Here is a 23,868-nt window from a genome sequence, read left to right as displayed (position 1 = left end):
CGTTGTCACGCGATGCCCTTCGGTTTTCACATGTATAGGTCGATCAGCCCTTGGCGACCGCGGCAACTTCAGCAGCGAAGTCGCTCTCTTCCTTCTCGACGCCTTCGCCGAGGAGAAGACGCGCCATGCCGACGACTTCGATCTTGGCGCCGGCTTCCTTTTCAGCTTCCTTGACAGCAGCGCCGACCGTCAGGTCGGGGTTGATGACGAAAGCCTGCGAGAGCAGAGCGACTTCTTCGAAGAACTTGCGCATGCGGCCTTCGACCATCTTTTCGATGATGGCTTCCGGCTTGCCGGATTCGCGGGCCTGCTCGATGAAGACGTTGCGTTCGCGCTCGGCAACGGCAGCGTCGACTTCTTCGGCGCGGATTGCGAGCGGGTTGGTCGCAGCGATGTGCATGGCAACCTGGCGGCCGATCGAGGTCAGGACAGCCTTGTCGCCTTCCGACTTCAGCGCGACGAGAACGCCGAGCTTGCCGATGCCGTCGCCAGCAGCGTTGTGGATGTAGGTCGCAACAACGCCGTGCTCGACTTCGAGCTTGGCAGCGCGACGGAGCGTCATGTTTTCGCCGATGGTCGCGATCGCGTCCTTGATGGTGTCGGCGACCGGCTTGCCGGATGCCGGGTAGGTCGCAGCGGCAATGGCTTCAACCGTGCCGTCGGTGGACAGAGCAACGTTGGCGATGCCACGAACGAGGTCCTGGAACGCGTCGTTACGGGCAACGAAGTCGGTTTCCGAGTTCAGCTCGACGACAACAGCCTTGTGGCCGGCGCCAGCGATGGCAACCAGGCCTTCAGCAGCAGCGCGACCAGCCTTCTTGTCGGCCTTCGAGATGCCCTTTGCGCGGAGCCAGTCGATCGACGCTTCGATGTCGCCGTTGTTTTCCAGCAGCGCCTTCTTGCAGTCCATCATGCCTGCGCCGGACTTCTCGCGCAGTTCCTTCACCAGTGCAGCCGTAATCTCGGTCATAAGCTTCCTCTTGTCGGTTCAAACGGTGGCCCGCGAAAGGCGGTGCGGCACCGGATTGAGGCACGAAATGTACCTGTATGTATGACAGCGTGATGAATGACGCGTCATAACGAAACTTGTATGGCGAAGGACTGATTTCCCTCGCCTGAAACGGTCAAGGCCGCCGAACTTCTGAGAGTCGCGAGCGGCCTTTCCCAATCTCTGGAAAGCATGGCGGACCATTCGACCCGCCTGCTTCTTTTATCAGGCTTCGGCTTCGCCTTCGAGCGCCGGCTCAACCGGAGCTTCGATCGATGCGCCGAGGTCGCGGCCCGACGAGCTCTGCTGGCGAGCGATACCGTCGATAGCTGCACGAGCGATCAGGTCGCAGTAGAGAGCGATGGCGCGCGAAGCGTCGTCGTTGCCCGGGATCGGATAGTCGATCAGGTCCGGATCGCAGTTCGAGTCGATGATTGCGACAACCGGGATGCCGAGGCGCTTGGCTTCGTCGATCGCGATCTTTTCCTTGTTGGTGTCGATGATGAACATCAGGTCAGGCGTGCCGCCCATGTCCTTGATACCACCGAGAGCCTTGTCGAGCTTTTCGCGCTCGCGCTCGAGGTTCAGGCGCTCTTTCTTGTTGTAGCCAGACTGTTCCGAAGACAGGATTTCGTCGAGCTTGCGCAGACGCTGGATCGAGTTGGAGATCGTCTTCCAGTTGGTCATCATGCCGCCGAGCCAACGCGAGTTGACATAGTACTGAGCGGAACGCTTGGCCGAGTCAGCGATGAGCTCAGAAGCCTGGCGCTTGGTGCCAACGAAGAGAACGCGGCCGCCACGAGCAACGGTGTCGGAGACAACCTGCAGGGCGCGCGACAGCATCGGAACGGTCTGAGCCAGATCGATGATGTGGATGTTGTTACGATCGCCGAAAATGTACGGCTTCATCTTCGGGTTCCAGCGGTGCGTCTGGTGGCCGAAGTGGACGCCTGCTTCGAGGAGCTGGCGCATAGAAAAATCGGGCAATGCCATGCCTTGTTATCCTTTTCCGGTTGAACCTCCGCAAGGCTAACAGCACCCCCTCTTCGAGGATGCCACCGGGCGGAACCATCCGGATTTCTCCCGGACAATCCCATGCCTTACGTGTGGAATGCGGGTGCCCATACCCCCCCTTCCGCGGAAAATCAAGGCTCTCGGCAAAAAAAGCGACAAGGGAAGCCAGGGATGTGACGCACAACTAGCTGCGCTACACCTGCACAATCAATCGGATTCGCAGGGCCAACTCGCCGGAGCGGAAAGTCCGGCAGGCAACTTCGTCTTCGCATCGCCGCAAGCAAGATCGATTTGAGCCTGCTCGAGACCGGTCGCGGCAGACAAATCAAGTCCTTCGATTCGCGTCAGAAACATAAAGGCGCGATCGAACGCTGCCGGTCCTTCAAGAGTTGCCCGACTCAGATCGGCGCGCGACAGGTTCGCGAGAGAAAACTTGGTACCGGTGAGAACGGCCCTGGCGAAGCTGGCGCGGCTAAGTTCGGCTTTCTCGAAATTTGCGCCGCTGAGCTTGGCACCACTGAAATTCGAGCGTTGCAGTTCTGCCCCCGCGAACGACGCGCCTTCTGCAGAGACATTCTCGAAGCCAGAGCGATAGGCCTCGATCTTCGAGAAGTTCGCCTTGCCAGCTTGTGCCCCTGTGAACCAAGCCCGCACCAGCGTTGCTTTCTCGAAATTCGCGGAGGACAAATTGGTACCGCTGAGATTGGTCAGGCTGAGATCTGCGTCAGCCAGGTTGGCGCCCTGAAAGTCGCTCCCCTGCAACATGAGATTTTTCTTGGTGCACTCCCTCCAGTCGATTCCAGCCACCGGCATGCTGCTGCAATCCGACGCCAGTGGTGGGGCGCCGGTGAGCCACATTAGCGCGACCGCAGTCGAGATACCGAAGAGCCCACCACCCAAAACACCATGCCGTATCGCCAAGATTCTCACTCCAAATCCGACCCTTGCGCTGAAATCAGCGCGCCATTTGAATTAGTAGCATAGAGAGGGTTTACTTAGACATAGCGACAATCGCGATCGCGGCCAGCCGCGACGATTATTTGCAGGCAGCCGACTTGCTGTCGAGCAGCTCGAGCTTGGCAAGCCTGCCGGTCAAAACAAAGTCGCCGTAGTCCATGGTCAGATCGCGGGTGATGCCGTTTTCGTAGAGCTTGAACGACATGCGATACACGGGCAACGTATCCGTTTTGGTATTCTCATTGAAATACGAGATCGTGACGGGCCAGAAGGCGGCCTTCGAGAAGGCGCCGGCATTGCCCGCATCGGCCTCATCGGTCGCCGGCGCCACCTGCTTGCCGACGACAGTCGTCGTCACCAGCGCCTTGTCACCGTCATCCGAGCCGTCAAAGACGCGTGCCTCGAACAGGCGCTTGCCTGCCTTGGCATTCTCGATCACATCAAGCATGTGCTCCGTCGGGAAACGGCTTGCGCCAAGCTGCAGTTCCTTGCTGGCCGGTTGCGTCAGGGCAACCTTCACACCTTCGGCCAGGTCCTGGGCGGCGCCGTTGACTTCTTTATCAAGCTGGTCGTCGGTGAAGGATTTCGTGTCGAAGGTGAACCTGCGATCCTTGAGATTCTCGAAGGTCTTCGTCTGCTGGTCGCTGACGCGGACAGTATCGCCGGTGTCGATCTGCGTCACAAAGCGGAAGTTGGTGGTAAAGCCGGTGCAATAGTTGCCGTCGAACTCATACACCATACGGCCGGACATGCCCGAAATACCAGAGCGCTCGGAGGCATCCTTCAATTCCAGATCGTAGACCGCCCTGTGGGCAACGAGACCGGTCGCAATTGCGGCACTCGTTACTGGCGCCGCCGCATAGGCGGTCGTCGAAACGCTCGCCAAAAGAACTGCGGCAAGACTCGATCGGAACATTGACAATCTCCTGTTGGACTCGCCTGCAATGTTATAAGAACGCTTTCGGCCAAATCGAGGCTCGAAAATGTCACAATCTTGATTCCAAGCCTTGATGCATAATTTTAGAACTATTGACAATAAAAGCGGAGAGGAAAATGTCCGATCAAATCGTTGCGCGCCTGAAAGAAATGGGGATATCCCTGCCTGAAGCTGCCGCACCGGCCGCAAATTACGTTCCTTACGTCATCAGCGGGAACCTCCTCTACATCTCCGGGCAGTTGCCGCTCGAAAACGGCAAGATCATCACCGGTCATCTGGGCAAGACCGTCGACGTCGCAGCTGGCCAGCGCGCGGCGGAGCTCTGTGCGATCAATATCCTTGCTCAGGCACGAGCTGCTCTCGACGGCGATCTTGGTCGCATCAAACGTGTTATCAAGCTCAATGGCTTCGTGGCTTCGACCCCCGACTTCGTCGAACAGCACCTCGTGATCAATGGCGCCTCCAACCTGATCGGAGCCGTACTCGGTGAGGCCGGAAAGCACGCGCGCGCCGCCGTCGGCATGGCCGCGCTGCCCCTGAATGCTGCTGTTGAAATCGACGCGATTGTGGAAATTGCCTGATGACCTCCGCTGCATGGCTCAAGGAACAGCCGGTCGCTCATCGCGGCTACCATGATCTCAACAAGGCGGTGTGGGAAAACACGCTTTCCGCGTTTTCGCGCGCAGTCGAAGCGGGCTTCGCCATCGAATGCGACCTGCACTACGCTTCTGACGGCGTGCCTGTTGTCTTCCACGACGAGGACCTGGAGCGCCTGTGCAATCTCAAGGGAGACGTGCGCGAGCGTACGTCACGAGAGCTCGGCCTCATCTCCGTCGGCGGGACAGCCGACAAGATTCCAACGCTGCGTCAGCTGCTCGATCTCGTAAAGGGTCAAGTGCCTTTGGTCATCGAACTGAAGGGCCGTGAGGCCGACGACGAGGGCTTTGCGGAAGCCGTTCTCGAAGTGCTCGAAGGGTATGAAGGCAAGGTCGCCCTGATGAGCTTCGACCACTGGCTGCTTCGCGACCTGAAGGGGCTGAATGCCCCCTATCCGCTCGGGCTGACGGCCGGCGGCAACAAACCGGAAGAGTTCGAAGTCCACGAAAAGGCCATGGAACTCGGCCTTGACTTCATTTCTTACTTCTTCGCGGATCTGCCAAACCCATTCATCACGGCGCAGCGCGAAAAGGGTGTCATGGTCATCACTTGGACCGTCCGTGACGAAAAGGCACGAAAGCACACCTTTGAGAATGCCGACCAGATGACATTCGAGGGATTCGATCCGCGCCTTTCGGTTTGATGCTCGCTTTTTGGACAAGATCATGCGCAGACTGCTGGTGAGCCCCATTCTCCTCCCAAACGGTCTCGCATTCGCTCCATGACAGACGAACTTTCAATCCGCATCGAGCGGTCTTTCACCGCGATTTCCCCGGAGAGCTGGTCGCGGCTTTCCGGGACCTCCCCAAAGAGCACCGCGCTCACCTACAATCCTTTCGTGTCGCATGCCTTTCTTTCTTCATTGGAAGAATCCGGATCGGCGACTGCGCAATCCGGCTGGATGGGCCACCATCTTCTCCTGGAAACGGACAAAGGCGAGCTTATCGGTGCCCTGCCCGGCTATCTCAAGAACCATAGCCAGGGCGAATATGTTTTCGACCACGGCTGGGCAGATGCCTTCGAGCGAGCGGGCGGACGGTACTATCCGAAGCTCCAATGCTCCATTCCCTTTACACCGGCGACCGGCCCGAGGCTGCTTGTGACCGAGGGGCTACAGCGCTTGCCGATCCAGCACGCCATAGCCGAGAGCCTCAAGGAGGTCGTACGCCAGCTTGGCGTCTCTTCCGCACACATCACCTTCGTACCCGAGGACGAGATTGGGATCTTTGAGGGCGAGGATTACCTGCACAGGACGGACCAGCAGTTCCACTTCATCAATGAGGGCTATGCCAATCACGAGGAGTTTCTGGAAACGCTCGCGTCACGCAAGCGCAAGGCGCTTCGAAAGGAGCGCCGCACCGCGCTTGACCACGGCATCAGCATCGATTGGCTGACCGGTGGTGACCTGACCGAGCGGATCTGGGACCAGTTCTTCGAATTCTACATGGATACAGGCGGCAGAAAATGGGGCCGACCGTATCTCACCCGCAAGTTCTACTCGCTGATTGGCGAGCGCATGCCCGACGACATCCTGCTCGTGATGGCAAAGCGTGACGGTCGCTATATTGCCGGTGCGATCAACTTCATCGGCGGCGATACGCTTTATGGTCGTCATTGGGGCTGCGTCGAGGATCACCCATTCCTGCACTTCGAAGTCTGCTACCACCAGGCGATCGACTTTGCCCTGGCAAAGGGTCTCAAGCGCGTCGAAGCTGGCGCCCAGGGCGAGCATAAGCTCGCACGCGGCTACCTGCCGGTGACAACCCATTCCGCGCATTACGTTGCCCATTCCGGACTGCGCCGGGCAATCTCCGACTATCTCGAACGCGAGCGCGACGACATCGAACACATGAACGAGATCCTGACCGAGCACAGCCCGTTTCGAAAGGGCGAACGCCAGCAGGAGGATTGACGCTTTCGCCCCTGTCGCGCTACGCGATCACAGCAGTAATGAGGAGAGTTCGTATGACCAGCGCCGCCTACGACAGCAACAATATTTTCGCCAAGATCCTGCGCGGCGAAATTCCCTCGCACCGCATTTACGAGGACAGCGACACGGTTGCCTTCATGGACGTGATGCCGCAGGCGCCTGGCCATGTACTCGTCCTTCCGAAGGCGCCGTCACGCAACCTGCTCGACGCTGACCCTGTCGTTCTCGCCAAGACGATCCCCGTTGTCCAGAAGATTGCCAACGCAGTCAAGGAAGCCTTCGACGCCGATGGCGTCTTGGTCTGCCAGTTCAACGAACCCGCCGCCGGCCAGACCGTTTTCCACCTGCACTTCCACGTGATCCCACGTCACGAGGGAATGGCGCTGCGTCCTCATTCTGGCCAGATGGAGGACAATGCGGTGCTCGCCGCGAATGCCGAAAAGATCAAGGCTGAACTCTAATCAACGCCGAGTACCGACCTAGCGTTGGCGAAGATAGCAGCAAAGAAAAAGGCGGCCACTCGAGCCGCCTTTTGTTCATTTACTTCTTTGGAACCCGTGGAACCGCACTACCCTTCTTGGGCAAGCTCTTGACCTCGGGATCGGCGGCGGCCTTAGCCTTCTTGGCCGTCGTCTTCTTCGGGCGGGCCTTCGTCTTCAGTTCGCCGTCATCCACATCGTCAGCCTCGGGATGGGCAACTTCGGCTTCTGGCTTCGGCTTGATCGGCGCGTTGTCCGATACGGCTTCGAGGACAATACCGGGCTTGCCATCTTCTTTCGGACCGACCGTAACGTTGACGACGCCGCCCTTCCGCAACTTGCCGAAGAGGATTTCGTTCGCCAGCGGCTTCTTAATGACGTCCTGAATTACGCGAGCGAGCGGGCGGGCGCCCATCTTGTCGTCGTAACCCTTTTCAGCCAGCCAGGAGATTGCGTCCTCTTGCAGGTTGAAGGTGACGTTCCGTTCGGAAAGCTGCGCCTCCAGCTGCATGATGAACTTCTGCACCACCTTGTGGATGACCTCAGTCGGCAACGCCGCAAACGGAATGATCGCGTCGAGACGGTTGCGGAATTCCGGCGTGAACAGGCGGGTCAATGCCTCCTCATCTTCGCCCGTCCGCTTCGACGAGCCGAAACCGATCGCAGCCTTGGCCATCTCCGATGCGCCCGCGTTTGTCGTCATGATCAGGATGACATTGCGGAAGTCGATCTTCTTGCCGTTGTGGTCGGTCAGCGCGCCGTGATCCATCACCTGCAACAGGATGTTGTAGATGTCGGGATGCGCCTTCTCGATCTCGTCAAGCAGCACGACGCAGTGCGGATGCTGGTCGACGCCATCGGTCAGGAGACCGCCTTGGTCGAAGCCGACATAGCCAGGAGGTGCGCCGAGCAGACGCGATACGGTGTGCCGCTCCATGTATTCGGACATGTCGAAGCGCAGCAGTTCGACGCCGAGCGACGACGCCAGCTGCTTGGCAACCTCCGTCTTGCCGACGCCGGTCGGGCCGGAGAAGACATAGGAGCCGATCGGCTTGTTCGGTTCGCGAAGGCCGGCGCGCGCCAGCTTGATCGAGGTCGATAGCGCTTCGATCGCGTTGTCCTGGCCGTAAACGACCGAGCGCAACTCCTGCTCGAGATTGGCAAGGACAGCTTCATCGTCCTTCGACACCGTCTTCGGCGGGATGCGTGCCATCGTTGCGACCGTTGCCTCGATCTCCTTCTCGGTGATCAGCTTGCGGCGCTTGGACGGTGGCAGCAACATCTGTGCGGCCCCGGTCTCATCGATGACGTCGATCGCCTTGTCGGGCAGCTTGCGGTCCGAGATGTAGCGGGCCGACAACTCGACAGCCGTCTTGATCGCCTCATTCGAGTAACGCAGGTGATGATACTCTTCGAAGTACGGCTTCAGGCCCTTCATGATCTCGATCGCATCATCGATCGAGGGTTCATTGACATCGATCTTCTGGAAACGACGAACCAGAGCGCGATCCTTCTCGAAGAACTGGCGATACTCCTTGTACGTCGTCGAACCGATGCAACGGATCGCGCCCGAGGACAAAGCCGGCTTCAAAAGGTTCGAGGCATCCATCGCGCCGCCTGACGTCGCACCCGCACCGATGACGGTATGGATTTCGTCGATGAAGAGCACGGCGCCCGGATATTCTTCGAGCTCCTTGACGACCTGCTTCAGGCGTTCTTCGAAATCGCCGCGATAGCGCGTACCGGCGAGCAGCGTGCCCATATCGAGCGAGAAGATCGTGGCATCGGCCAGGGCTTCCGGCACCTTGCCTTCAACGATGCGCTTGGCCAGGCCCTCAGCAATCGCCGTCTTGCCGACACCGGGATCACCAACATAGAGCGGGTTGTTCTTCGATCGGCGGCACAGAACCTGAATCGTGCGGTTGACCTCGGACTGCCGGCCGATCAGCGGATCGATCTTGCCGCTCTTGGCCTTCTCGTTGAGGTTTACGCAGTAGGCCTTCAGGGCGTCCTGCTGCTTCTTGGAGCCGCCTTCCTCCTGGTCACCGCTACTGCGCGAAGCTGGCTTGCTCTCGGATTCGCCGTCATCGGCGCCACGCGGCGGACGAGCGTCGGATGCGCCGGGGCGCTTGCCGATCCCGTGAGAGATATAGTTGACGGCATCGTATCGGGTCATCTCCTGCTCTTGCAGGAAGTATGCGGCGTGGCTCTCGCGCTCGGCGAAGATCGCGACGAGGACGTTGGCCCCTGTCACTTCCTCACGCCCGGACGACTGCACATGAATCACCGCTCGCTGAATGACGCGCTGAAAGCCGGAAGTGGGCTTGGAGTCCTCGTCATAGCCAGTGACCAAATTGGAGAGTTCGTTATCGACATATTCAACAAGCGTTTTGCGCAGCGCGTCGAGGTCGACATTGCAGGCTCCCATAACCGCGGCCGCATCGGCATCGTCGATCAGGGCGAGCAGCAGATGCTCGAGCGTGGCATATTCATGATGCCGCTCGTTGGCAAAGGTCAGTGCCTGATGGAGCGCCTTCTCAAGACTAGGCGAAAATGTTGGCACGTTCAGATCCTCACTTCTTTTCCATGACGCATTGCAGCGGATGCTGGTGCTGTCGGGCGAAGTCCATCACCTGGCTCACCTTCGTTTCCGCTACCTCGTATGTAAATATTCCGCACTCACCGACGCCGTGGTTGTGGACGTGGAGCATGATGCGGGTGGCACTTTCACGATCCTTCTGAAAAAAACGCTCGAGGATATGAATGACAAATTCCATGGGAGTGTAGTCGTCATTCAGGAGTAGCACACGGTAGAGATTAGGCTTCTTGGTCTTCGGCTTTGTACGTGTAATGACCGAGGTTCCGCGATTTCCGTTGTCCCCGTTCCTTTCGCTGTCGTTTTGCATCCGGATCGGCTCTGCGACCATTTTCTTTCATTCCTCGATCAGTCCGGCAAGAAGCTGGGAGGAGTGGTTTCCCGCCGAATATTCGAAATACTAACTTAGTCCATCCTGGAGCGATTTTAAGCCCCTCGTTTCACACTGCAATCACAATTCGGCCAGTCTTGATGCAAAGACACAGAAACCGGGTGGTGGGCATGCGACGGGCATTGTGAAAAAAGAAAAGACCGGCCGCAGATGCGTAGCCGGTCTTCGATTTTCAAGAGCTGTACGGCAATTGCCGGTTATGGTTACGCCGCAGCGGGCGCAACAACTGGAGCCGTCTTCATCGCCTTGGCGGCCGCTGCCGCAACAGGCGCCTCGTATGGTTTGTAAGCGCTTTTGGCGAGATCGGAATACATTTCGCCGAGCTTGGTGGCTTCGCTCACGAAGTTCTCGTATGCGGTTTTCACATAGGTGGTCTGCAGCTCGAAGGCAGCTTCAAAGCTACGCGCTCCCGACAGGCTTTCAAAATGCGTGACCGTGTCCTGGAACGACTTCTTGGAATACTCCACGGCTTCGGCGGCAATGGCCTGGAAACCCTTGGCAGTCTCCGAATAGCTCTTCAGGACCGTGTCCATGGCTTCCTTGTTCTTCCGATTGACGTCGTCGAAGTTCAACATGACCATCATCCTCCTTGGCATGTGTGGCTTGATGGAGCCTAGCTGCAACGCACAAATAGTCAAGTATTGTTGTGCATCGCACAACATCCTATGCGAGTGTCGAGCCCGGCTCTCGCTCTTAGTCAACGCGCTGCATTTGATTTCCCTAAAATATATCAGGACACCGCAACCAGAGATTTCATCAAAAATATCGTCGCGATGCCAATGGAACCGTCGGGTCAGTCGAGAAGGTCAGCCGGAACTTTTCCGCCATTCTCAGCAAGGCGTTTCATCAATGCCTTATGCAGGAACATGTTCATGGTGGCGGTGTCATGCGGATCGCCCGTAAAGCCCAGTTCGGCGGCAAGTTCCTTGCGCTCCGCAAGGCTCGCGTCCATGCCGACCGCCTTCATCAGATCGACGATAGAACGGCGCCAATCCAGCTTCTGTCCGCTCTTCTTCACTGCCGCATCCAGCAGTGGCACGATGTCAATGGTCGCAGCGGCGGGTGACGCGGCCGTCGGTGCCGGCTGGGGTGTGGCCGTGGGCGCGGCGCTCGGCGCAGCCGCAGTCGGCGATGGCGCGGGTGTGGCAGACGGAGTAACTGGAGCAGCCACAGCTTTCCCAAAAATCGCGTTCTTGATCTTGTCGAAAATACCCATTCTCAACATCCCTTCCTAGCCTAGAGCACATGCTCAGCGGAGGAGATGGAGCGTTCGACGGATGGGTCCAGAGAAGGTTGCCCAATTTTCCGCTAGAGATTGCTCTGCGGTAGGAAACAATCGGAGGTTAGCGATCGCGGCTTGGGCGGCGTGGGGCGGGACACCGCTGGATTGACGGGCGGCCAACAGACCGCCCATCGATCCGATTTCAGAGATCGACGTCGAGGATCGCCATCGAGAAATTGTAGGAGCGGTCGCCGTCCTCGTCATCGATATAGACGACACCCAGAAATTCTTCGCCGAGATACACTTCAGCGGAATCGTTCTTTCGCGGGCGTGCCTTGACGATGACCTCGGGGTTGAACGTGCGCTTGAAATAGGCGTCGAGTTTCTTGATTTCTTCGGGCTTCACACTGCATCTCCTGAGCGGTCTCGGTTGGCCGCTTCTTGCATGGGAAAGACGGCGCTGTAAAGGCACGGGGACCCACGCACAACGCTATCCCCGCCGATATGCCAACTGTTAGGTGACGCGCGGCTCAGATATCCGCGCCGATCACCTGATCCATTATTCGCGACGGTTCCGAACACCCTGCTTCTCCGACCACCTTGGCCGGAACGCCTGCCACGGTGGTCTTGGGCGGCACCGCCTTCAGCACGACTGAGCCAGCGGCAATGCGCGAGCAATAGCCGATCTCGATGTTACCGAGGATCTTGGCGCCGGCGCCGATCAGCACACCGCTGCCGATCTTCGGATGGCGGTCCGAGCCTTCTTTGCCGGTGCCGCCAAGGGTGACGCCATGCAGGATCGATACATTGTCGCCGATCACGGCGGTCTCACCAACGACCAGCCCGGTGGCGTGATCGAGGAAGATGCCTCTGCCGATGCGCGCGGCCGGATTGATATCGGTCTGGAACACGCTTGATGATCTGCTCTGCAGATACAGCGCCAGATCGCGCCGGCCGCGGTTCAGCAGCCAATGCGCGAGGCGGTGCGTCTGCAGCGCATGGAATCCCTTGAAGTAGAGCACCGCTTCCATGAAACGCAGGCATGCGGGATCACGATCATAAATCGCTTGGATGTCGACACGCAGGATCGCGCTCCACTCCGGCCAATCCTCCAACATCTGATCGAAGGTCTGGCGCAGCAAAATCGCCTGCATGTCGGGATGGTCGAGACGTTCGCAGATACGATAGATCACGCACTCTTCCAGCGACCGGTAATTGAGTACCGTCGAGTAGAGAAACGCGGCCAGCACCGGATCACTTTCCGCGGCGGCGCGCGCTTCCTCGCGCAGGCTGTCCCAGATCGGATCTATCACCTTGAGGGGGTTGCCCGTCTCAAGAGAGCGAATGTCTGTCTTTGCGACCATGAAAGGTCTCCTCGTATGCGTAGATCGGCTCTATATAGGGCAAAAACCTGTTAACATAAATGGGTGCTTCGGCAATCTTGCATCGTTCCCACCTGCCACAACAGAAGCCAAGTCGCTATCCGGCGACTTCGGCGTAAAACTCCAGCACCGCCTTCTTGAAGACCCGATCGCCGACGGCCAGCATGTGATCGCGGCCGGGGATATCAAGCGCCGTCGCGCGAGGCATCAGTGCGGCGAGTTCCTCGGCTGAACCCGCGATGTCGTCCTTGGTTCCGACGCCGATCAAGGTCGGAGCTTCGATCTTCGCCATGTCGGACCGCGCAACGAGATCGCGCGACCCCTTGATACAGGCGGCGAGCGCATCACGGTCGCTTTTTGTTTGGTCGGCAAAAGCCCGGAACATTCGCCCGCGGTCATGGGTGACATCATCGAGGGAAGCCGCCAACAAGGCATCCGCAATCGGATCCCAGTCGCCGACTCCGTCCGTCATCCCGATCCCGAGGCCGCCGAGGACCAGCGAACGCACGCGGTCGGGATGGGCGAGCGCCGCGAACACAGAAATGCGGGCTCCCATCGAGTAGCCCATCAGGTTGGCTTCGGGAATCCCGAGGTGATCGAGCAGCGCGATGGCGTCGCTCGCCATATGCCAGGGGCGGTAGGCCTCGGCATCGCGTGGCTTGTCGCTTGCGCCATGTCCCCGGTTGTCGATGGCAATGACCCGGTAGCCCGCATCGCCCAATGTCTTCAGCCAGCCCGGATAAACCCAGTTCACGTTGGCGCTTGACGCAAATCCGTGGATCAGCAGCACCGGCACGCCCGACGGATCACCTTCGTCGAAGAAGGCAAGCTTCAGACCGTTATGCGTGAAGCTGGAAAAGACGGGCGTATTCAAGTTCATCAGACTGTCCTTTTTTGCCGGACCATATTTTATAGGCCGCCGAACTGAAACCCTCGCAGTTGCAAAAACTGTGCGTCCTGCCTCTCTTTGGCTCTACACATTTGCGATGAACGACTATAAGGTCCGCGCACATTTACGAAGCATTCGGAGACGAGCATGGCCGGCCACAACATTCCCCACTTCCAGAACGACGGCGGACACCGCGTTATCGAAGTCGGCGTGAAGGAGTTCATGTGCACCGGCGCCTCCGTTCCGTTCGATCATCCGCACATCTTCATCGACATGGGCGACGAGAACGAGAAGGTCTGCTCGTACTGCTCGACCCTTTACCGCTTGAATGGCGCGCTGAAGGCAAACCAGACCAATCCGGCCGGCTGCGTCTTCCACGTCAAGGCTGCCTAAGAGCGCCAACTCGGGATCGGACAGCCCATGCCGGCTGAACATGCCGCCATCGTCGGCGCGGGTGTCGCTGGCCTTACCGTTGCGCTTGCACTGGCACGGCGCGGCATCCATTCCGAGATTTTCGAGCAAGCCCCTGAACTGACAGAGGTCGGCGCTGGTCTGCAGATTTCGCCGAATGCCGCTCACATTCTGGCGGAGCTCGGCATCCTCGAGCGCCTCACCGACATCTGGCTGGAGCCAGACTCCATTCGACTCGTATCCGGAACCACCTTGCGTCAACTGGCAGCCGTTCCGGCCGGCGGATTTGCGCGCGCCCGATGGGGAGCCCCTTATGGCGTCCTGCATCGCGCCTCGCTGCAGCGGGCACTGCTTGATGCAGTCGCCAAGGAGCCACTCTGCAAACTGCATCTCGGAGCGCAGATCGGGCGCGGGACACTCTCGGACGTTTCCGGCGGTCCTGGGGATCTTCTGATTGGCGCCGACGGCGTCTGGTCGCAGGTAAGAGAGAGCATCGATGGCGCGCCCTCGCCTCGCTTCTCGGGGAACATTGCCTACCGTTTCACGATCGATGCGGCGAACGCACCCGCGTTTCTTGAACCGACAAGCGTCTCTGCTTTCCTTGGTCCATCAGCACATCTCGTCTGCTATCCGCTGAGCGAAACCAACGGTTTCAATATGGTGGCGATCACGACAGGCAATGCCGTGTCGCACGACTGGACGACGCGACCAACGGAATCGCAACGCCAACAGTTGCTTTCACGGTTTTCCCGATGGCACCCTGCCATGACGCGGATTTTTGCCGACGCACGCGGCATGACCTTCTGGCCCCTCTACGAAACAACGGACGGACGCTGGCAGAATGGCCGTGACAGTGTTCTTATCGGCGACGCCGCTCACGCCATGATGCCGTTTGCGGCTCAGGGTGCTGCAATGGCGATCGAGGATGCATACGAGCTAGCTATGTTCGTAGCCGCACGGCCCGTCGCTGAGGCCTTGCAGTTGTTCGAGACGCATCGCGCTCCGCGGATCGCGCGACTGCGCAAGCGTGGTGCATTCAACCAGTTTGCCTATCACGCGCGCGGGCCAATCCGCGTCGGCCGTGACATCGTCCTGGGGTTGCGACCGCCGCAAAGCCTTGCGGCGGATCTCGACTGGATTTACGGCTACCGAGCCGGCACCTGATCAGACGGCTTTTGCCGCGGCAAAACCGCGCTCGATATCGGCCTTGATATCGACGACATCCTCGAGCCCGATCTGCAGGCGGATGACCGGTCCTTCAGTCGGCGCCTTTCGAATGCGGCGATCGTTCAAGTTGACATGGACTGCAAGGCTTTCGAAGCCCCCCCACGACCAACCGAGGCCGAAGATCTGCAGTGCGTCAAGGAAGGCATGCGCCTTGGCCTTGAACTTCTCCGGAGCGTCAACCGCAAGAACGAAGGAGAAGATGCCGCTCGCGCCCTTGAAGTCGCGCTTCCACAGTTCGTGCCCAGGGAAGCTCGGAAGCGCCGGATGGAGCACCGTGGCGACGTCCTCCCTGCCCTCGAGCCACCTGGCGATGGTCAGCGCGCTTTCATAGTGGCGCTCCAGGCGAACACCCATGGTGCGCAGCCCACGCAGGATCTGATAGGCGTCGTCGGGGGCGCCGCAAATGCCAAGAGTAATGTTGGCTTCGTGCAACTGCGGCCAGTATTTGGCGTTCGCCGAAACCGTTCCCATCAGGATATCCGAGTGGCCGGACGGGTACTTGGTGGCTGCGTGAATGGAGATGTCGGCGCCGAAATCGAGCGGCTTGAAATAGACCGGCGTCGCCCAGGTGTTGTCCATCGTTACAATTGCGCCGTGCTTGTGCGCAATCGCGGAAATTGTCGGAATATCTTGCATTTCGAAGGTATTCGACCCCGGAGCTTCTGTGTGGACGAGCTTCGTGTTCGGTTTGATCAACGCCTCGATGCCCGCCCCGACCATCGGGTCGTAATAGTCGACCTCAACGCCCAGGCGCTTCAGCATGGTGTCACAGAAATGCCGAGTCGGCCCATAGACGGAATCGACGATCAGCGCATGATCACCGGCAGACAGGAAAGCCAGGAACGGGACGGTAACCGCCGCCAGGCCCGACGGGACGAGGATTGTCCCAGCAGAGCCTTCGAGGGCATCGATCGCCTCGCAAAGGGCGTCCGTTGTCGGGGTACCGCGTGTTCCGTAAGTATACTTCTGCGCGCGGGTTTCCATCGCCCTTGCATTGGGAAAGAGCACCGTCGAGGCATGAACAACCGGCGGATTGACGAAACCGTGGTATTCGGCCGGATCGTTGCCGAGGTGGGAAAGGCGCGTGTTGATGCCTGCGTTTTGAAGCAGGCCGTCTTTATCTGTCATGTCGGAAATGCCTTTGGCGGTGGGATGCAGTCGGCAAACTTTTTGAACCGGTCAAAACGATCGGTCAACCCCGAAGGAAAATTGGGTAAAATGTCCGCCTATCTGAGGATTCTGCAGATATATCAGTGATTTTGCGCGATTTTTTTCGGCAAAACGCCGCCATTTCGTTAGCCATCTGCTTATTTTGCGCGCCTCAATTAGGGAATTGCCGAAATATCACGCAATCTTTCACTGCGACACTTGACCGTGGTGACATTTGCGACTGAGATAGCACTGCTCGCGCCGGGAGGGTGTCGAGCCATATGGGAGGTTTTGCTTGCTTCAGCGACGCTCCCACAAAAAGATAAGACAAAGGAAAAGGTTGGGAAAAATGAAGATTAAGCTTCTGTCGGCCGCCATCGGCGCAGCAGTCTTCGGACTTGGCGCTTCGGCAGCTTCTGCCACCACGCTCGAAGACGTCAAGGCAAAGGGTTTTATTCAGTGCGGCGTCAACACCGGCCTTCTCGGTTTCGCGCAGCCTGACGCTTCCGGCAATTGGGCTGGCTTCGACGTCGACTTCTGCAAGGCAATCGCTTCGGCCGTTTTCGGCGACCCGACCAAGGTAAAATATACGCCACTGTCGGCCAAGGACCGCTTCCCGGCTCTGAAGTCGGGCGAAATCGACGTCCTGTCGCGTAACACGACATGGTCGATCAACCGCGATACGGCACAGGGCTTCAACTTCCGCCCGGTTACCTATTATGACGGCCAGGGCTTCATGGTTCGCAAGAGCCTCAACGTGAAGTCGGCGCTCGAACTTTCCGGCGCGGCTGTCTGCGTGCAGTCCGGCACAACCACCGAACTGAACCTCGCAGACTATTTCAAGTCGAACAACCTCCAGTACAATCCGGTCGTTTTCGAAAAGCTTGAGGAAGTCAACGCCGCCTACGACGCCGGCCGTTGCGACGTCTACACGACCGACCAGTCTGGCCTCTACTCATTGCGTCTGACGCTGAAGAACCCCGACGAGCACATGGTCCTTCCGGAAATCATTTCCAAGGAACCGCTCGGCCCGGCCGTTCGCCAGGGTGACGACCAATGGTTCGACATCGTTTCGTGGACGGCTTATGCGCTCGTCACCGCAGAAGAGTTCGGCATCACCCAGGCCAACGTCGATGAGATGAAGAACTCCGCGAATCCTGACATCAAGCGCTTCCTCGGCACGGAAACCGATACGAAAATCGGCACCGACATGGGGCTCACCAACGAATGGGCCTACAACATCATCAAGGGCGTCGGCAACTATGGCGAAGTCTTCGAACGCAACGTCGGTCAGGGCAGCCCGCTCAAGATCGAGCGTGGTCTGAACGCGCTGTGGAACAAGGGCGGCCTCCAATACGCACCGCCGGTACGTTGATCGACTGACGAAACTGTGGGGAGGCGGTTTTCCGCCTTCCCACCACAAAGAGAAAAGCCCGAAAACGGGCTCATAGGGGATTAGGCTCGGCATGACGCAAGAGGCTGTGCACACGTCGCATGTGCAAAGCACTGGCTGGAGCTTCCAGTCAGCGCTCTACGACCCGAGGTATCGGGGTATTTTCTTCCAAGTTCTCACCATCGTCGTCATTGTTGGCTTCGTATGGTGGATCGCCCACAACACGGCCCAGAATTTGGCACGCTCCGGCACCGCTTCCGGCTTCGGCTTTCTGAACGGGCGCGCTGGCTTCGACATCGGCCAGTCGCTGATCGGCTATTCCAGCGACGCCACCTATCGCCGCGCGCTGGTGGTCGGCCTCCTCAACACCGTTCTGGTAGCGGTTACCGGCATTATCACGGCAACGATCATCGGCTTTGTCGTCGGCATCGGCCGCCTGTCGCATAACTGGCTGATCGCCAAGCTTTGCACGGTGTATGTCGAGGTCTTCCGCAACATCCCGCCCCTGCTCGTCATCTTCTTTTGGTATCAGGGCGTTCTTGCCGTCCTGCCAGGGGCTCGCGAGTCGTTGCATCTGCCGCTGAACGTATTCCTCAACAATCGCGGGCTCGCGTTTCCCAAACCGATCTTCGGCGAAGGCATGTGGGCGGTCGGCCTGGCCTTCCTCGTTGGGATCGTGGCATCCGCATTCGTCGCGCGTTGGGCGCACAAGCGCCAAGCCGCAACTGGAAAGCAATTCCATACAATCTGGGTATCGACTGCACTCGTCGTCGGCCTGCCGCTTCTGGCGTTCCTGCTGTCCGGCATGCCGCTGTCGTTTGACGTACCCGTGGCCGGAAAATTCAATCTCACCGGTGGCGCGGTCGTCGGGCCGGAATTCATGTCGCTGTTCTTGGCGTTGTCCTTCTATACGGCGGCCTTCATTGCCGAAATCGTCCGCGCGGGTATTCGCGGTGTACCGAAGGGTCAATCCGAGGCAGCCGGTGCGCTTGGTCTGCATCCTGCAAGTGTTACGCGCCTCGTCGTAGTCCCGCAGGCTTTGCGCATCATCATTCCACCACTTACCAGCCAATACCTCAACTTGACGAAGAACTCGTCGCTGGCCATTGCCATCGGCTTCGCGGATCTCGTTGCGGTCGGCGGCACGATCCTTAACCAGACGGGCCAGGCGATCGAAATCGTCTTTATCTGGGCGGTCGTCTATCTCACCCTCAGCATCCTCACCTCGCTGTTGATGAACTGGTTCAATGCCAAGATGGCTCTGGTGGAGAGATAAGATGCCGACATCCAACCAACCCTTCGTCAGAACCAACTTCCTCGATGCCGAGCCGGCGCCGCGCAGCGAAAGCGGCCCGCTGGCCTGGGTTCGCAAGAACCTGATGGCGACACCCAAGGATATCGTGCTGACGGTCTTGGCCATTGCCTTCCTTGGCTGGGCGTTGCCGCACGTGATCAACTGGCTGTTCATCCAGGCCGTCTGGACCGGAACGGATCGCACCTTCTGTGCAACAGCGGTTCAGGGCGGCATTCAGCCCGACGGCTGGAGCGGTGCTTGCTGGGCATTCGTGAATGCGAAGGTCGACCAGTTCGTGTACGGTCGATACCCGCTCGACGAACGCTGGCGCCCGACCATCGTCGGGATTTTGTTCGTGCTGCTCTTGGTACCGATGCTGATACCAAAAGCACCGTTCAAGGGCACCAACGCAGTCCTGCTCTTCATCGCCCTGCCGCTCCTTGCCTTCTGGCTGCTCTACGGCGGCTTCGGCCTGGAGATCGTCGACACACCGCTCTGGGGCGGGCTGATGGTGACGCTGGTGCTTTCATTCGTGGGCATCGCCGTGTCTCTGCCGTTCGGCATTATCCTGGCGCTCGGTCGCCGCTCGAAGATGCCTGTCATCAAGATGGTCTGCGTCGGCTTCATCGAGATAATCCGCGGCATCCCGCTGATCACGGTGCTGTTCATGGCGAGCGTGATGCTGCCGCTGTTCCTGCCAGCAGGCTACACGATCGACAAGTTGTTGCGCGCGTTGATCGGTGTGGCGATCTTTGCCTCAGCCTACATGGCCGAAGTCATTCGCGGTGGCTTGCAGGCGATCCCGAAAGGCCAGTCCGAGGGCGCCGATTCACTCGGCCTCGGCTACTGGCAGAAGATGCGGCTGATCATCCTGCCGCAGGCGATCAAGCTGGTCATCCCGGGTATCGTCAACACCTTCATCGGCATGTTCAAGGATACGTCGCTCGTATCGATCATCGGTATGTTCGATCTGCTCGGCATCGTCCGGTTCAACTTTACCGACGCCAACTGGGCAAGCGCTGTGACGCCATTGACGGGCCTGATTTTCGCAGGCTTCGTTTTTTGGCTGTTCTGCTTCGGCATGTCGCGCTATTCAAACTTCATGGAACGCTATCTCGATACCGGCCACAAACGATAAAAGATCAAGGGAACGAACACATGGCTGAAGCTCAGCAAAAAAAGATGACCGTTTCGGCAACCGATGTTGCCGTCGACATCATTGGGATGAACAAGTGGTACGGCGATTTTCACGTGCTGCGTGACATCAATCTGAAAGTAATGCGCGGCGAGCGCATCGTCATTGCCGGCCCGTCGGGATCCGGCAAGTCGACCATGATCCGCTGCATCAACCGCCTGGAAGAACACCAGAAAGGGCAGATCGTCGTCGATGGCGTCGAACTCACCAACGACCTCAAGAAGATCGATGAAGTCCGCCGCGAAGTCGGCATGGTCTTCCAGCACTTCAACCTGTTCCCGCATCTGACCATCCTGGAAAACTGCACGCTGGCCCCAATCTGGGTGCGCAAGATGCCGAAGAAGCAGGCGGAAGAAGTCGCCATGCACTTCCTGAAGCGCGTGAAGATCCCGGAGCAGGCCAACAAGTACCCAGGCCAGCTCTCCGGCGGTCAGCAGCAACGCGTGGCGATCGCCCGTTCGCTCTGCATGAATCCGAAGATCATGCTGTTCGACGAGCCGACATCGGCGCTCGACCCTGAGATGATCAAGGAAGTGCTGGAGACGATGGTCGGGCTCGCCGAAGAAGGCATGACCATGCTCTGCGTGACACACGAAATGGGGTTTGCGCGTCAGGTCGCCAACCGTGTCATCTTCATGGACCAAGGCCAGATCGTCGAACAGAACTCGCCGGCCGAGTTCTTCGACAATCCGCAACACGAACGCACCAAGCTGTTCCTCAGCCAGATCCTGCACTAGGCAGACGCCTCCGATCAATTCAAAGGCCGCCGGATTTTGTCCGGCGGCCTTTTCATTTCGGAACCTATCGCAATGGTCTCCTTCGATCACCAAACGCGACGAAGATGTCAGCTCTTTAGCTTGGCGTTGCAAAGGCTGTAGAAGCCGCCGCCCTTCTGGATCCACTTCAGGCCATTGAGCGTATTGGCGTCCTTGTTCTGGTGGTAGGCGTCGACGCAGGTGTGCATCCTGCCCTTGCCGGGCGTTTCCTTCGCATATTTTGGTGCAACGGCTGTCGGGAACGAAACGCCCTTGGGCGCCGTCATCGTCGGCTTTTCCGGTTCCTCGCCACTATTCAGCGTGACATCCGGCTCTGCCGTCGCGTCTGGACCGCACTGCGCCTTGCGGAAGTCATTCCACTTCATGTCCTTTGCCGAGCCGTCCGCCTGGGCCGACTTATACTTCGCGCTGCACTCTTTCATGGTCAGCGCCGAGGATGGCGTTGCAAATGCCAGCGCCCCGAGCAGGGAAACGGATGCAAGAATAGTCAACTGCTTGATCATGATCTTTCCTCCAAGCCTCTAGGGGCAATCGAACTATCGATCTGGCCAATTTTCTTGTCAACGCGACAATTGGCGCAACCAGTACGTTTAGTTTCGTTTGCAGATCGCCTTCTCATTCTGAAAATGAAACTCGCGCCCATGATGCCTCAGTGTTGTTTTAGCGGCGAACGACGACGGTGCTATAGTGCCGGGTGGGCTGGCTTTTCCTGCGTTTTCCTAGGGAGGAAGACATGCGCGAACCCGACATGCAGAAAGTAGACGCACTCGTCGGCCGGTTGATCGGCGACGTGGGCGCGGCCGTATCCGGAGCGCTGGTGGTACTGGGCGATGACCTCGGCTTGTTCAAGGCGATGGCCGACGGCAAACCACGCAACTCAGCTGAGATAGCGAAGGAAACCGGCATAAAGGAGCGCTATCTCAGAGAGTGGCTGTCTGCCTTGGCGGCAGCCGATTACCTCAGCTACGACGAGAAGACCGATCGCTTTCACCTTACGCCTGAGCAGGCAATGGTCTTTGCCGAGGAAGACAGCCCTGCCTTCTTCGCCGGGGCCTTTCAGGTCGTGCAGTCCATGTGGATGGACGAACCCAAGGTGGCCGACGCCTTCCGCGCCGGCACGGGTGTGGGGTGGCATGAGCACAGCGCCTGCCTGTTCCGCGGAACCGAGCGATTCTTTAGGACCGGCTATAACAATAATCTGGTCGCAGACTGGATACCGGCTTTGCAGGGCGTCGAAGCTCGCCTGAAAGCGGGCGCGAAGGTCGCGGATGTCGGCTGCGGTCATGGCGCCTCAACGATCCTGATGGCTCAAGCTTACCCCGCGTCGACATTCTACGGCTTCGACTATCACGCGCCGTCGATTGAGCGGGCGAAGGCCGCGGCAAAGGAGGCTGGTGTTTCCGAGCGCGTCACCTTCCAACAGTCTCCGGCGGCCGGATTCCCTGAAGGGAGTTACGATCTCATCGCCATGTTCGACTGCCTGCACGATATGGGAGATCCGGTCGGCGCCGGCAAACATGTCAAGAAATCGCTCTCTGCTGATGGCACCTGGCTGATCGTCGAGCCCTTCGCTCATGACTGCCTGAAGGACAATCTCAACCCGGTCGGCCGCGTCTACTACGGCGCATCGACAATGATCTGCACACCGGCATCGCTCTCTCAAGAGGTCGGGCTCGCCCTCGGCGCGCAGGCCGGCGAGACCAAGCTCAGGAAAGTCGCGCTCGACGCCGGCTTCAAGCATTTCCGCCGCGCCACCGAAACACCGTTCAACATGGTTTTCGAGGTGCGCGCCTGAGAAAACTGCTCATTGGCGATGCTGCCGGCTACGATCGGCTGCATCGCCAAACCTTTCCACATCTTCGCAGGCGGCCCGCGAATTGATAATACGGAACAATATCAAAACGATAAGTGGGACTGAGTGGGAGCGTGATGCTGGAAGCAGGGAAAAAATCGCGCCATTGTGATTTTTTCTTGTTTTGCCGCTTGCGGGATTCAAAGTGCCTGACTATAAGGGCGCCACCACGAAGGAAGCGCCCTTCGTCTATCGGTTAGGACACCAGATTTTCATTCTGGGAAGAGGGGTTCGACTCCCCTAGGGCGTGCCACTTCAACTCCTTGATTTCATTTACAACATAGCCAGTTTGCGGATAGTTCCGAAGAATAATTTGTTTTCGGGGGCAAGCCGGGGAAAATGAAAATCTACCCTGTGATTGGCGCCTCGTAGCCCAAGATGGCTTCGCTCCAATGTGCCAGCGAAGCATTCAGATTTTGAGTCGTTGCAGCCAAGTCCGAAAGAATCGGGTTCATCAGGTCCGTGTACCACTCAGGCCGTCCAGTCGTGTGGGATAGCGCAGCGATGAGGGTTTTGTCTTGAAGAGCAAGACGTAAACCTGCTGTGGGTAAAGCTGTCCGCCACATGCCGGTACCCGACGATGCACATTCCTAGCGCAAAGTTCGCCTTCCTATCCCATACCGGTTATCCAAATTCTCCTTCGCAGAGGCTGACGAACTCAAACGCCTTGTTGCTGCAGTTCCGCAATGCCTTAGGCAAAACTCCCATCAATCGCAGAATGGCAAGGTGGCTAGGCAGCGTCGCGATGTTCACCTGTTGCTGATGGTGAGCGATTTGGAGGCGATCGGTCGCTTGCATCTGCCGAATCGTCAGCCAGGCGGCGCCAACCGCCATCGTGCCAGTTATCGGCGTCTGATACTCATACACGAATCTCCAGACCGCCCCTTTCCCCTCCGAACATTGCTGGGGGAAAGAGCGCCGTAACCGCCCCGACTGATGAGCTAGGTATTCATCGACTGTTCCGGTTGTCGCAGTGTTTGCGAGCGCTGCATCCGCATCTCCGTTCGGTGAGCGGCCCTTACTGCTGACCGGGCAATGACTGAGCTTCCATGCTTAAGCGATCAATTCGGCGCCCGGTCGACGCGTTTCCTTCACACGCTCCCTTCCCAAAGTCCCCGTCACATTCTTG

The 23,868-nt window shown here is 58.6% G+C and carries 24 protein-coding genes and 1 tRNA gene; 12 read left to right on the top strand and 13 right to left on the bottom strand.

Going from position 1 to position 23,868, the window contains the following annotated elements:
* Positions 1-43: 43 nt before the first annotated feature.
* From tsf to FHT97_RS21365, 4 genes are all read right to left on the bottom strand, one after another.
* The gene (gene tsf, locus FHT97_RS21380) at positions 44-970 is read right to left on the bottom strand and encodes a translation elongation factor Ts (RefSeq protein ID WP_037127686.1); all 927 of its coding nucleotides are present in this window, start codon (positions 968-970) and stop codon (positions 44-46) included.
* A 243-nt stretch (positions 971-1,213) separates the two neighbouring features.
* A complete protein-coding gene (rpsB, locus tag FHT97_RS21375) occupies positions 1,214-1,981 on the bottom strand; it encodes a 30S ribosomal protein S2 (protein ID WP_016553822.1) in 768 nt (255 codons plus the stop codon).
* A gap of 228 nt (positions 1,982-2,209) precedes the next feature.
* Positions 2,210-2,860, bottom strand: a complete 651-nt coding sequence (locus FHT97_RS21370) for a pentapeptide repeat-containing protein (protein WP_246712719.1) — start codon at positions 2,858-2,860, stop codon at positions 2,210-2,212.
* A gap of 178 nt (positions 2,861-3,038) precedes the next feature.
* Positions 3,039-3,875: a cell envelope integrity EipB family protein gene (locus FHT97_RS21365; RefSeq protein WP_183864176.1), complete on the bottom strand. Its 837-nt coding sequence runs from the start codon at positions 3,873-3,875 to the stop codon at positions 3,039-3,041.
* 137 nt (positions 3,876-4,012) lie between these two features.
* On the opposite strand from FHT97_RS21365, the gene FHT97_RS21360 reads away from it, so the two are divergent.
* The 4 genes from FHT97_RS21360 (at position 4,013) to FHT97_RS21345 (ending at position 6,944) form a co-directional block, all read left to right on the top strand.
* Positions 4,013-4,477 carry a RidA family protein gene (locus FHT97_RS21360; RefSeq protein WP_183864175.1) on the top strand — a complete coding sequence of 155 codons (465 nt, stop codon included), beginning with the start codon at positions 4,013-4,015 and terminating at the stop codon, positions 4,475-4,477.
* Positions 4,477-5,196 carry a glycerophosphodiester phosphodiesterase gene (locus FHT97_RS21355; RefSeq protein WP_183864174.1) on the top strand — a complete coding sequence of 240 codons (720 nt, stop codon included), beginning with the start codon at positions 4,477-4,479 and terminating at the stop codon, positions 5,194-5,196. The genes FHT97_RS21360 and FHT97_RS21355 overlap by 1 nt, the downstream gene beginning before the upstream one ends.
* Before the next feature lie 78 nt (positions 5,197-5,274).
* Complete coding sequence (locus FHT97_RS21350; RefSeq protein WP_183756944.1) at positions 5,275-6,465, top strand: GNAT family N-acetyltransferase; 1,191 nt, start codon at positions 5,275-5,277, stop codon at positions 6,463-6,465.
* A gap of 53 nt (positions 6,466-6,518) precedes the next feature.
* Positions 6,519-6,944, top strand: coding sequence for an HIT family protein (locus FHT97_RS21345; protein ID WP_183864173.1), 426 nt, complete (start codon positions 6,519-6,521; stop codon positions 6,942-6,944).
* Positions 6,945-7,023: 79 nt separating this feature from the next.
* Here FHT97_RS21345 and clpA read toward each other — a convergent pair whose 3' ends face one another.
* From clpA to FHT97_RS21310, 7 genes are all read right to left on the bottom strand, one after another.
* A complete protein-coding gene (gene clpA, locus FHT97_RS21340) occupies positions 7,024-9,525 on the bottom strand; it encodes an ATP-dependent Clp protease ATP-binding subunit ClpA (protein WP_183864172.1) in 2,502 nt (833 codons plus the stop codon).
* A 10-nt stretch (positions 9,526-9,535) separates the two neighbouring features.
* Entirely contained in the window at positions 9,536-9,889 is a 354-nt protein-coding gene (gene clpS / locus FHT97_RS21335) for an ATP-dependent Clp protease adapter ClpS (protein WP_183864171.1), read from the bottom strand.
* Between the two features lie 263 nt (positions 9,890-10,152).
* Positions 10,153-10,524 carry a phasin family protein gene (locus FHT97_RS21330; protein WP_183756947.1) on the bottom strand — a complete coding sequence of 124 codons (372 nt, stop codon included), beginning with the start codon at positions 10,522-10,524 and terminating at the stop codon, positions 10,153-10,155.
* Positions 10,525-10,742: 218 nt separating this feature from the next.
* Entirely contained in the window at positions 10,743-11,165 is a 423-nt protein-coding gene (locus FHT97_RS21325; RefSeq protein ID WP_183864170.1) for a DUF3597 domain-containing protein, read from the bottom strand.
* Between the two features lie 208 nt (positions 11,166-11,373).
* Positions 11,374-11,577 carry a DUF3126 family protein gene (locus FHT97_RS21320; protein WP_016553811.1) on the bottom strand — a complete coding sequence of 68 codons (204 nt, stop codon included), beginning with the start codon at positions 11,575-11,577 and terminating at the stop codon, positions 11,374-11,376.
* A 124-nt stretch (positions 11,578-11,701) separates the two neighbouring features.
* Positions 11,702-12,535: a serine O-acetyltransferase gene (gene cysE / locus FHT97_RS21315; protein ID WP_183756949.1), complete on the bottom strand. Its 834-nt coding sequence runs from the start codon at positions 12,533-12,535 to the stop codon at positions 11,702-11,704.
* Between the two features lie 115 nt (positions 12,536-12,650).
* On the bottom strand, positions 12,651-13,433 hold the full coding sequence (locus FHT97_RS21310; protein WP_183864169.1) for an alpha/beta hydrolase: 783 nt from the start codon (positions 13,431-13,433) through the stop codon (positions 12,651-12,653).
* Positions 13,434-13,589: 156 nt separating this feature from the next.
* Between FHT97_RS21310 and FHT97_RS21305 the strand changes: the two genes are divergently transcribed.
* Together FHT97_RS21305 and FHT97_RS21300 are read left to right on the top strand one after the other, a co-directional pair.
* Entirely contained in the window at positions 13,590-13,835 is a 246-nt protein-coding gene (locus FHT97_RS21305; RefSeq protein WP_016553808.1) for a zinc-finger domain-containing protein, read from the top strand.
* Positions 13,836-13,862: 27 nt separating this feature from the next.
* Positions 13,863-15,017: an FAD-dependent monooxygenase gene (locus FHT97_RS21300; protein WP_183864168.1), complete on the top strand. Its 1,155-nt coding sequence runs from the start codon at positions 13,863-13,865 to the stop codon at positions 15,015-15,017.
* Here FHT97_RS21300 and FHT97_RS21295 read toward each other — a convergent pair whose 3' ends face one another.
* Positions 15,018-16,208 (bottom strand): cystathionine beta-lyase, encoded by a 1,191-nt coding sequence (locus FHT97_RS21295; protein ID WP_183756952.1) that lies wholly within the window; start codon positions 16,206-16,208, stop codon positions 15,018-15,020.
* A 370-nt stretch (positions 16,209-16,578) separates the two neighbouring features.
* Between FHT97_RS21295 and FHT97_RS21290 the strand changes: the two genes are divergently transcribed.
* The 4 genes from FHT97_RS21290 to FHT97_RS21275 all read left to right on the top strand — a co-directional run bounded on the left by FHT97_RS21290 (position 16,579) and on the right by FHT97_RS21275 (position 20,848).
* Positions 16,579-17,604 (top strand): amino acid ABC transporter substrate-binding protein, encoded by a 1,026-nt coding sequence (locus tag FHT97_RS21290; protein WP_016553805.1) that lies wholly within the window; start codon positions 16,579-16,581, stop codon positions 17,602-17,604.
* Between the two features lie 91 nt (positions 17,605-17,695).
* Positions 17,696-18,898: an amino acid ABC transporter permease gene (locus FHT97_RS21285; RefSeq protein WP_183756954.1), complete on the top strand. Its 1,203-nt coding sequence runs from the start codon at positions 17,696-17,698 to the stop codon at positions 18,896-18,898.
* Position 18,899: 1 nt separating this feature from the next.
* Positions 18,900-20,054: an amino acid ABC transporter permease gene (locus FHT97_RS21280; protein WP_114712612.1), complete on the top strand. Its 1,155-nt coding sequence runs from the start codon at positions 18,900-18,902 to the stop codon at positions 20,052-20,054.
* A gap of 20 nt (positions 20,055-20,074) precedes the next feature.
* Positions 20,075-20,848, top strand: coding sequence for an amino acid ABC transporter ATP-binding protein (locus FHT97_RS21275; RefSeq protein WP_016553802.1), 774 nt, complete (start codon positions 20,075-20,077; stop codon positions 20,846-20,848).
* A gap of 107 nt (positions 20,849-20,955) precedes the next feature.
* On the opposite strand, the gene FHT97_RS21270 is transcribed toward FHT97_RS21275, so the two are convergent.
* The gene (locus FHT97_RS21270) at positions 20,956-21,390 is read right to left on the bottom strand and encodes a hypothetical protein (protein ID WP_016553801.1); all 435 of its coding nucleotides are present in this window, start codon (positions 21,388-21,390) and stop codon (positions 20,956-20,958) included.
* 230 nt (positions 21,391-21,620) lie between these two features.
* On the opposite strand from FHT97_RS21270, the gene FHT97_RS21265 reads away from it, so the two are divergent.
* The gene (locus tag FHT97_RS21265; RefSeq protein ID WP_183864167.1) at positions 21,621-22,682 is read left to right on the top strand and encodes a class I SAM-dependent methyltransferase; all 1,062 of its coding nucleotides are present in this window, start codon (positions 21,621-21,623) and stop codon (positions 22,680-22,682) included.
* A 235-nt stretch (positions 22,683-22,917) separates the two neighbouring features.
* Positions 22,918-22,992, top strand: a tRNA-Glu gene (locus tag FHT97_RS21260).
* The last annotated feature ends 876 nt before the right edge of the window (positions 22,993-23,868 follow it).

Origin of the sequence: Rhizobium sp. BK399 (genome assembly GCF_014194695.1) — a bacterium.
Taxonomy (GTDB): domain Bacteria; phylum Pseudomonadota; class Alphaproteobacteria; order Rhizobiales; family Rhizobiaceae; genus Rhizobium.
Note: the sequence above shows the minus strand (reverse complement) of the source record. Positions and strands in the feature narration are given on the sequence as shown.

What these genes read in the sequence shown, in the direction of transcription:
- tsf (WP_037127686.1), bottom strand. Translation starts at nt 970, where the DNA reads ATGACCGAGATTACGGCTGCACTGGTGAAGGAACTGCGCGAGAAGTCC.
- rpsB (WP_016553822.1), bottom strand. Translation starts at nt 1,981, where the DNA reads ATGGCATTGCCCGATTTTTCTATGCGCCAGCTCCTCGAAGCAGGCGTC.
- FHT97_RS21370 (WP_246712719.1), bottom strand. Translation starts at nt 2,860, where the DNA reads ATGTGGCTCACCGGCGCCCCACCACTGGCGTCGGATTGCAGCAGCATG.
- FHT97_RS21365 (WP_183864176.1), bottom strand. Translation starts at nt 3,875, where the DNA reads ATGTTCCGATCGAGTCTTGCCGCAGTTCTTTTGGCGAGCGTTTCGACG.
- FHT97_RS21360 (WP_183864175.1), top strand. Translation starts at nt 4,013, where the DNA reads ATGTCCGATCAAATCGTTGCGCGCCTGAAAGAAATGGGGATATCCCTG.
- FHT97_RS21355 (WP_183864174.1), top strand. Translation starts at nt 4,477, where the DNA reads ATGACCTCCGCTGCATGGCTCAAGGAACAGCCGGTCGCTCATCGCGGC.
- FHT97_RS21350 (WP_183756944.1), top strand. Translation starts at nt 5,275, where the DNA reads ATGACAGACGAACTTTCAATCCGCATCGAGCGGTCTTTCACCGCGATT.
- FHT97_RS21345 (WP_183864173.1), top strand. Translation starts at nt 6,519, where the DNA reads ATGACCAGCGCCGCCTACGACAGCAACAATATTTTCGCCAAGATCCTG.
- clpS (WP_183864171.1), bottom strand. Translation starts at nt 9,889, where the DNA reads ATGGTCGCAGAGCCGATCCGGATGCAAAACGACAGCGAAAGGAACGGG.
- FHT97_RS21330 (WP_183756947.1), bottom strand. Translation starts at nt 10,524, where the DNA reads ATGTTGAACTTCGACGACGTCAATCGGAAGAACAAGGAAGCCATGGAC.
- FHT97_RS21325 (WP_183864170.1), bottom strand. Translation starts at nt 11,165, where the DNA reads ATGGGTATTTTCGACAAGATCAAGAACGCGATTTTTGGGAAAGCTGTG.
- cysE (WP_183756949.1), bottom strand. Translation starts at nt 12,535, where the DNA reads ATGGTCGCAAAGACAGACATTCGCTCTCTTGAGACGGGCAACCCCCTC.
- FHT97_RS21310 (WP_183864169.1), bottom strand. Translation starts at nt 13,433, where the DNA reads ATGAACTTGAATACGCCCGTCTTTTCCAGCTTCACGCATAACGGTCTG.
- FHT97_RS21305 (WP_016553808.1), top strand. Translation starts at nt 13,590, where the DNA reads ATGGCCGGCCACAACATTCCCCACTTCCAGAACGACGGCGGACACCGC.
- FHT97_RS21300 (WP_183864168.1), top strand. Translation starts at nt 13,863, where the DNA reads ATGCCGGCTGAACATGCCGCCATCGTCGGCGCGGGTGTCGCTGGCCTT.
- FHT97_RS21295 (WP_183756952.1), bottom strand. Translation starts at nt 16,208, where the DNA reads ATGACAGATAAAGACGGCCTGCTTCAAAACGCAGGCATCAACACGCGC.
- FHT97_RS21290 (WP_016553805.1), top strand. Translation starts at nt 16,579, where the DNA reads ATGAAGATTAAGCTTCTGTCGGCCGCCATCGGCGCAGCAGTCTTCGGA.
- FHT97_RS21285 (WP_183756954.1), top strand. Translation starts at nt 17,696, where the DNA reads ATGACGCAAGAGGCTGTGCACACGTCGCATGTGCAAAGCACTGGCTGG.
- FHT97_RS21280 (WP_114712612.1), top strand. Translation starts at nt 18,900, where the DNA reads ATGCCGACATCCAACCAACCCTTCGTCAGAACCAACTTCCTCGATGCC.
- FHT97_RS21275 (WP_016553802.1), top strand. Translation starts at nt 20,075, where the DNA reads ATGGCTGAAGCTCAGCAAAAAAAGATGACCGTTTCGGCAACCGATGTT.
- FHT97_RS21270 (WP_016553801.1), bottom strand. Translation starts at nt 21,390, where the DNA reads ATGATCAAGCAGTTGACTATTCTTGCATCCGTTTCCCTGCTCGGGGCG.
- FHT97_RS21265 (WP_183864167.1), top strand. Translation starts at nt 21,621, where the DNA reads ATGCGCGAACCCGACATGCAGAAAGTAGACGCACTCGTCGGCCGGTTG.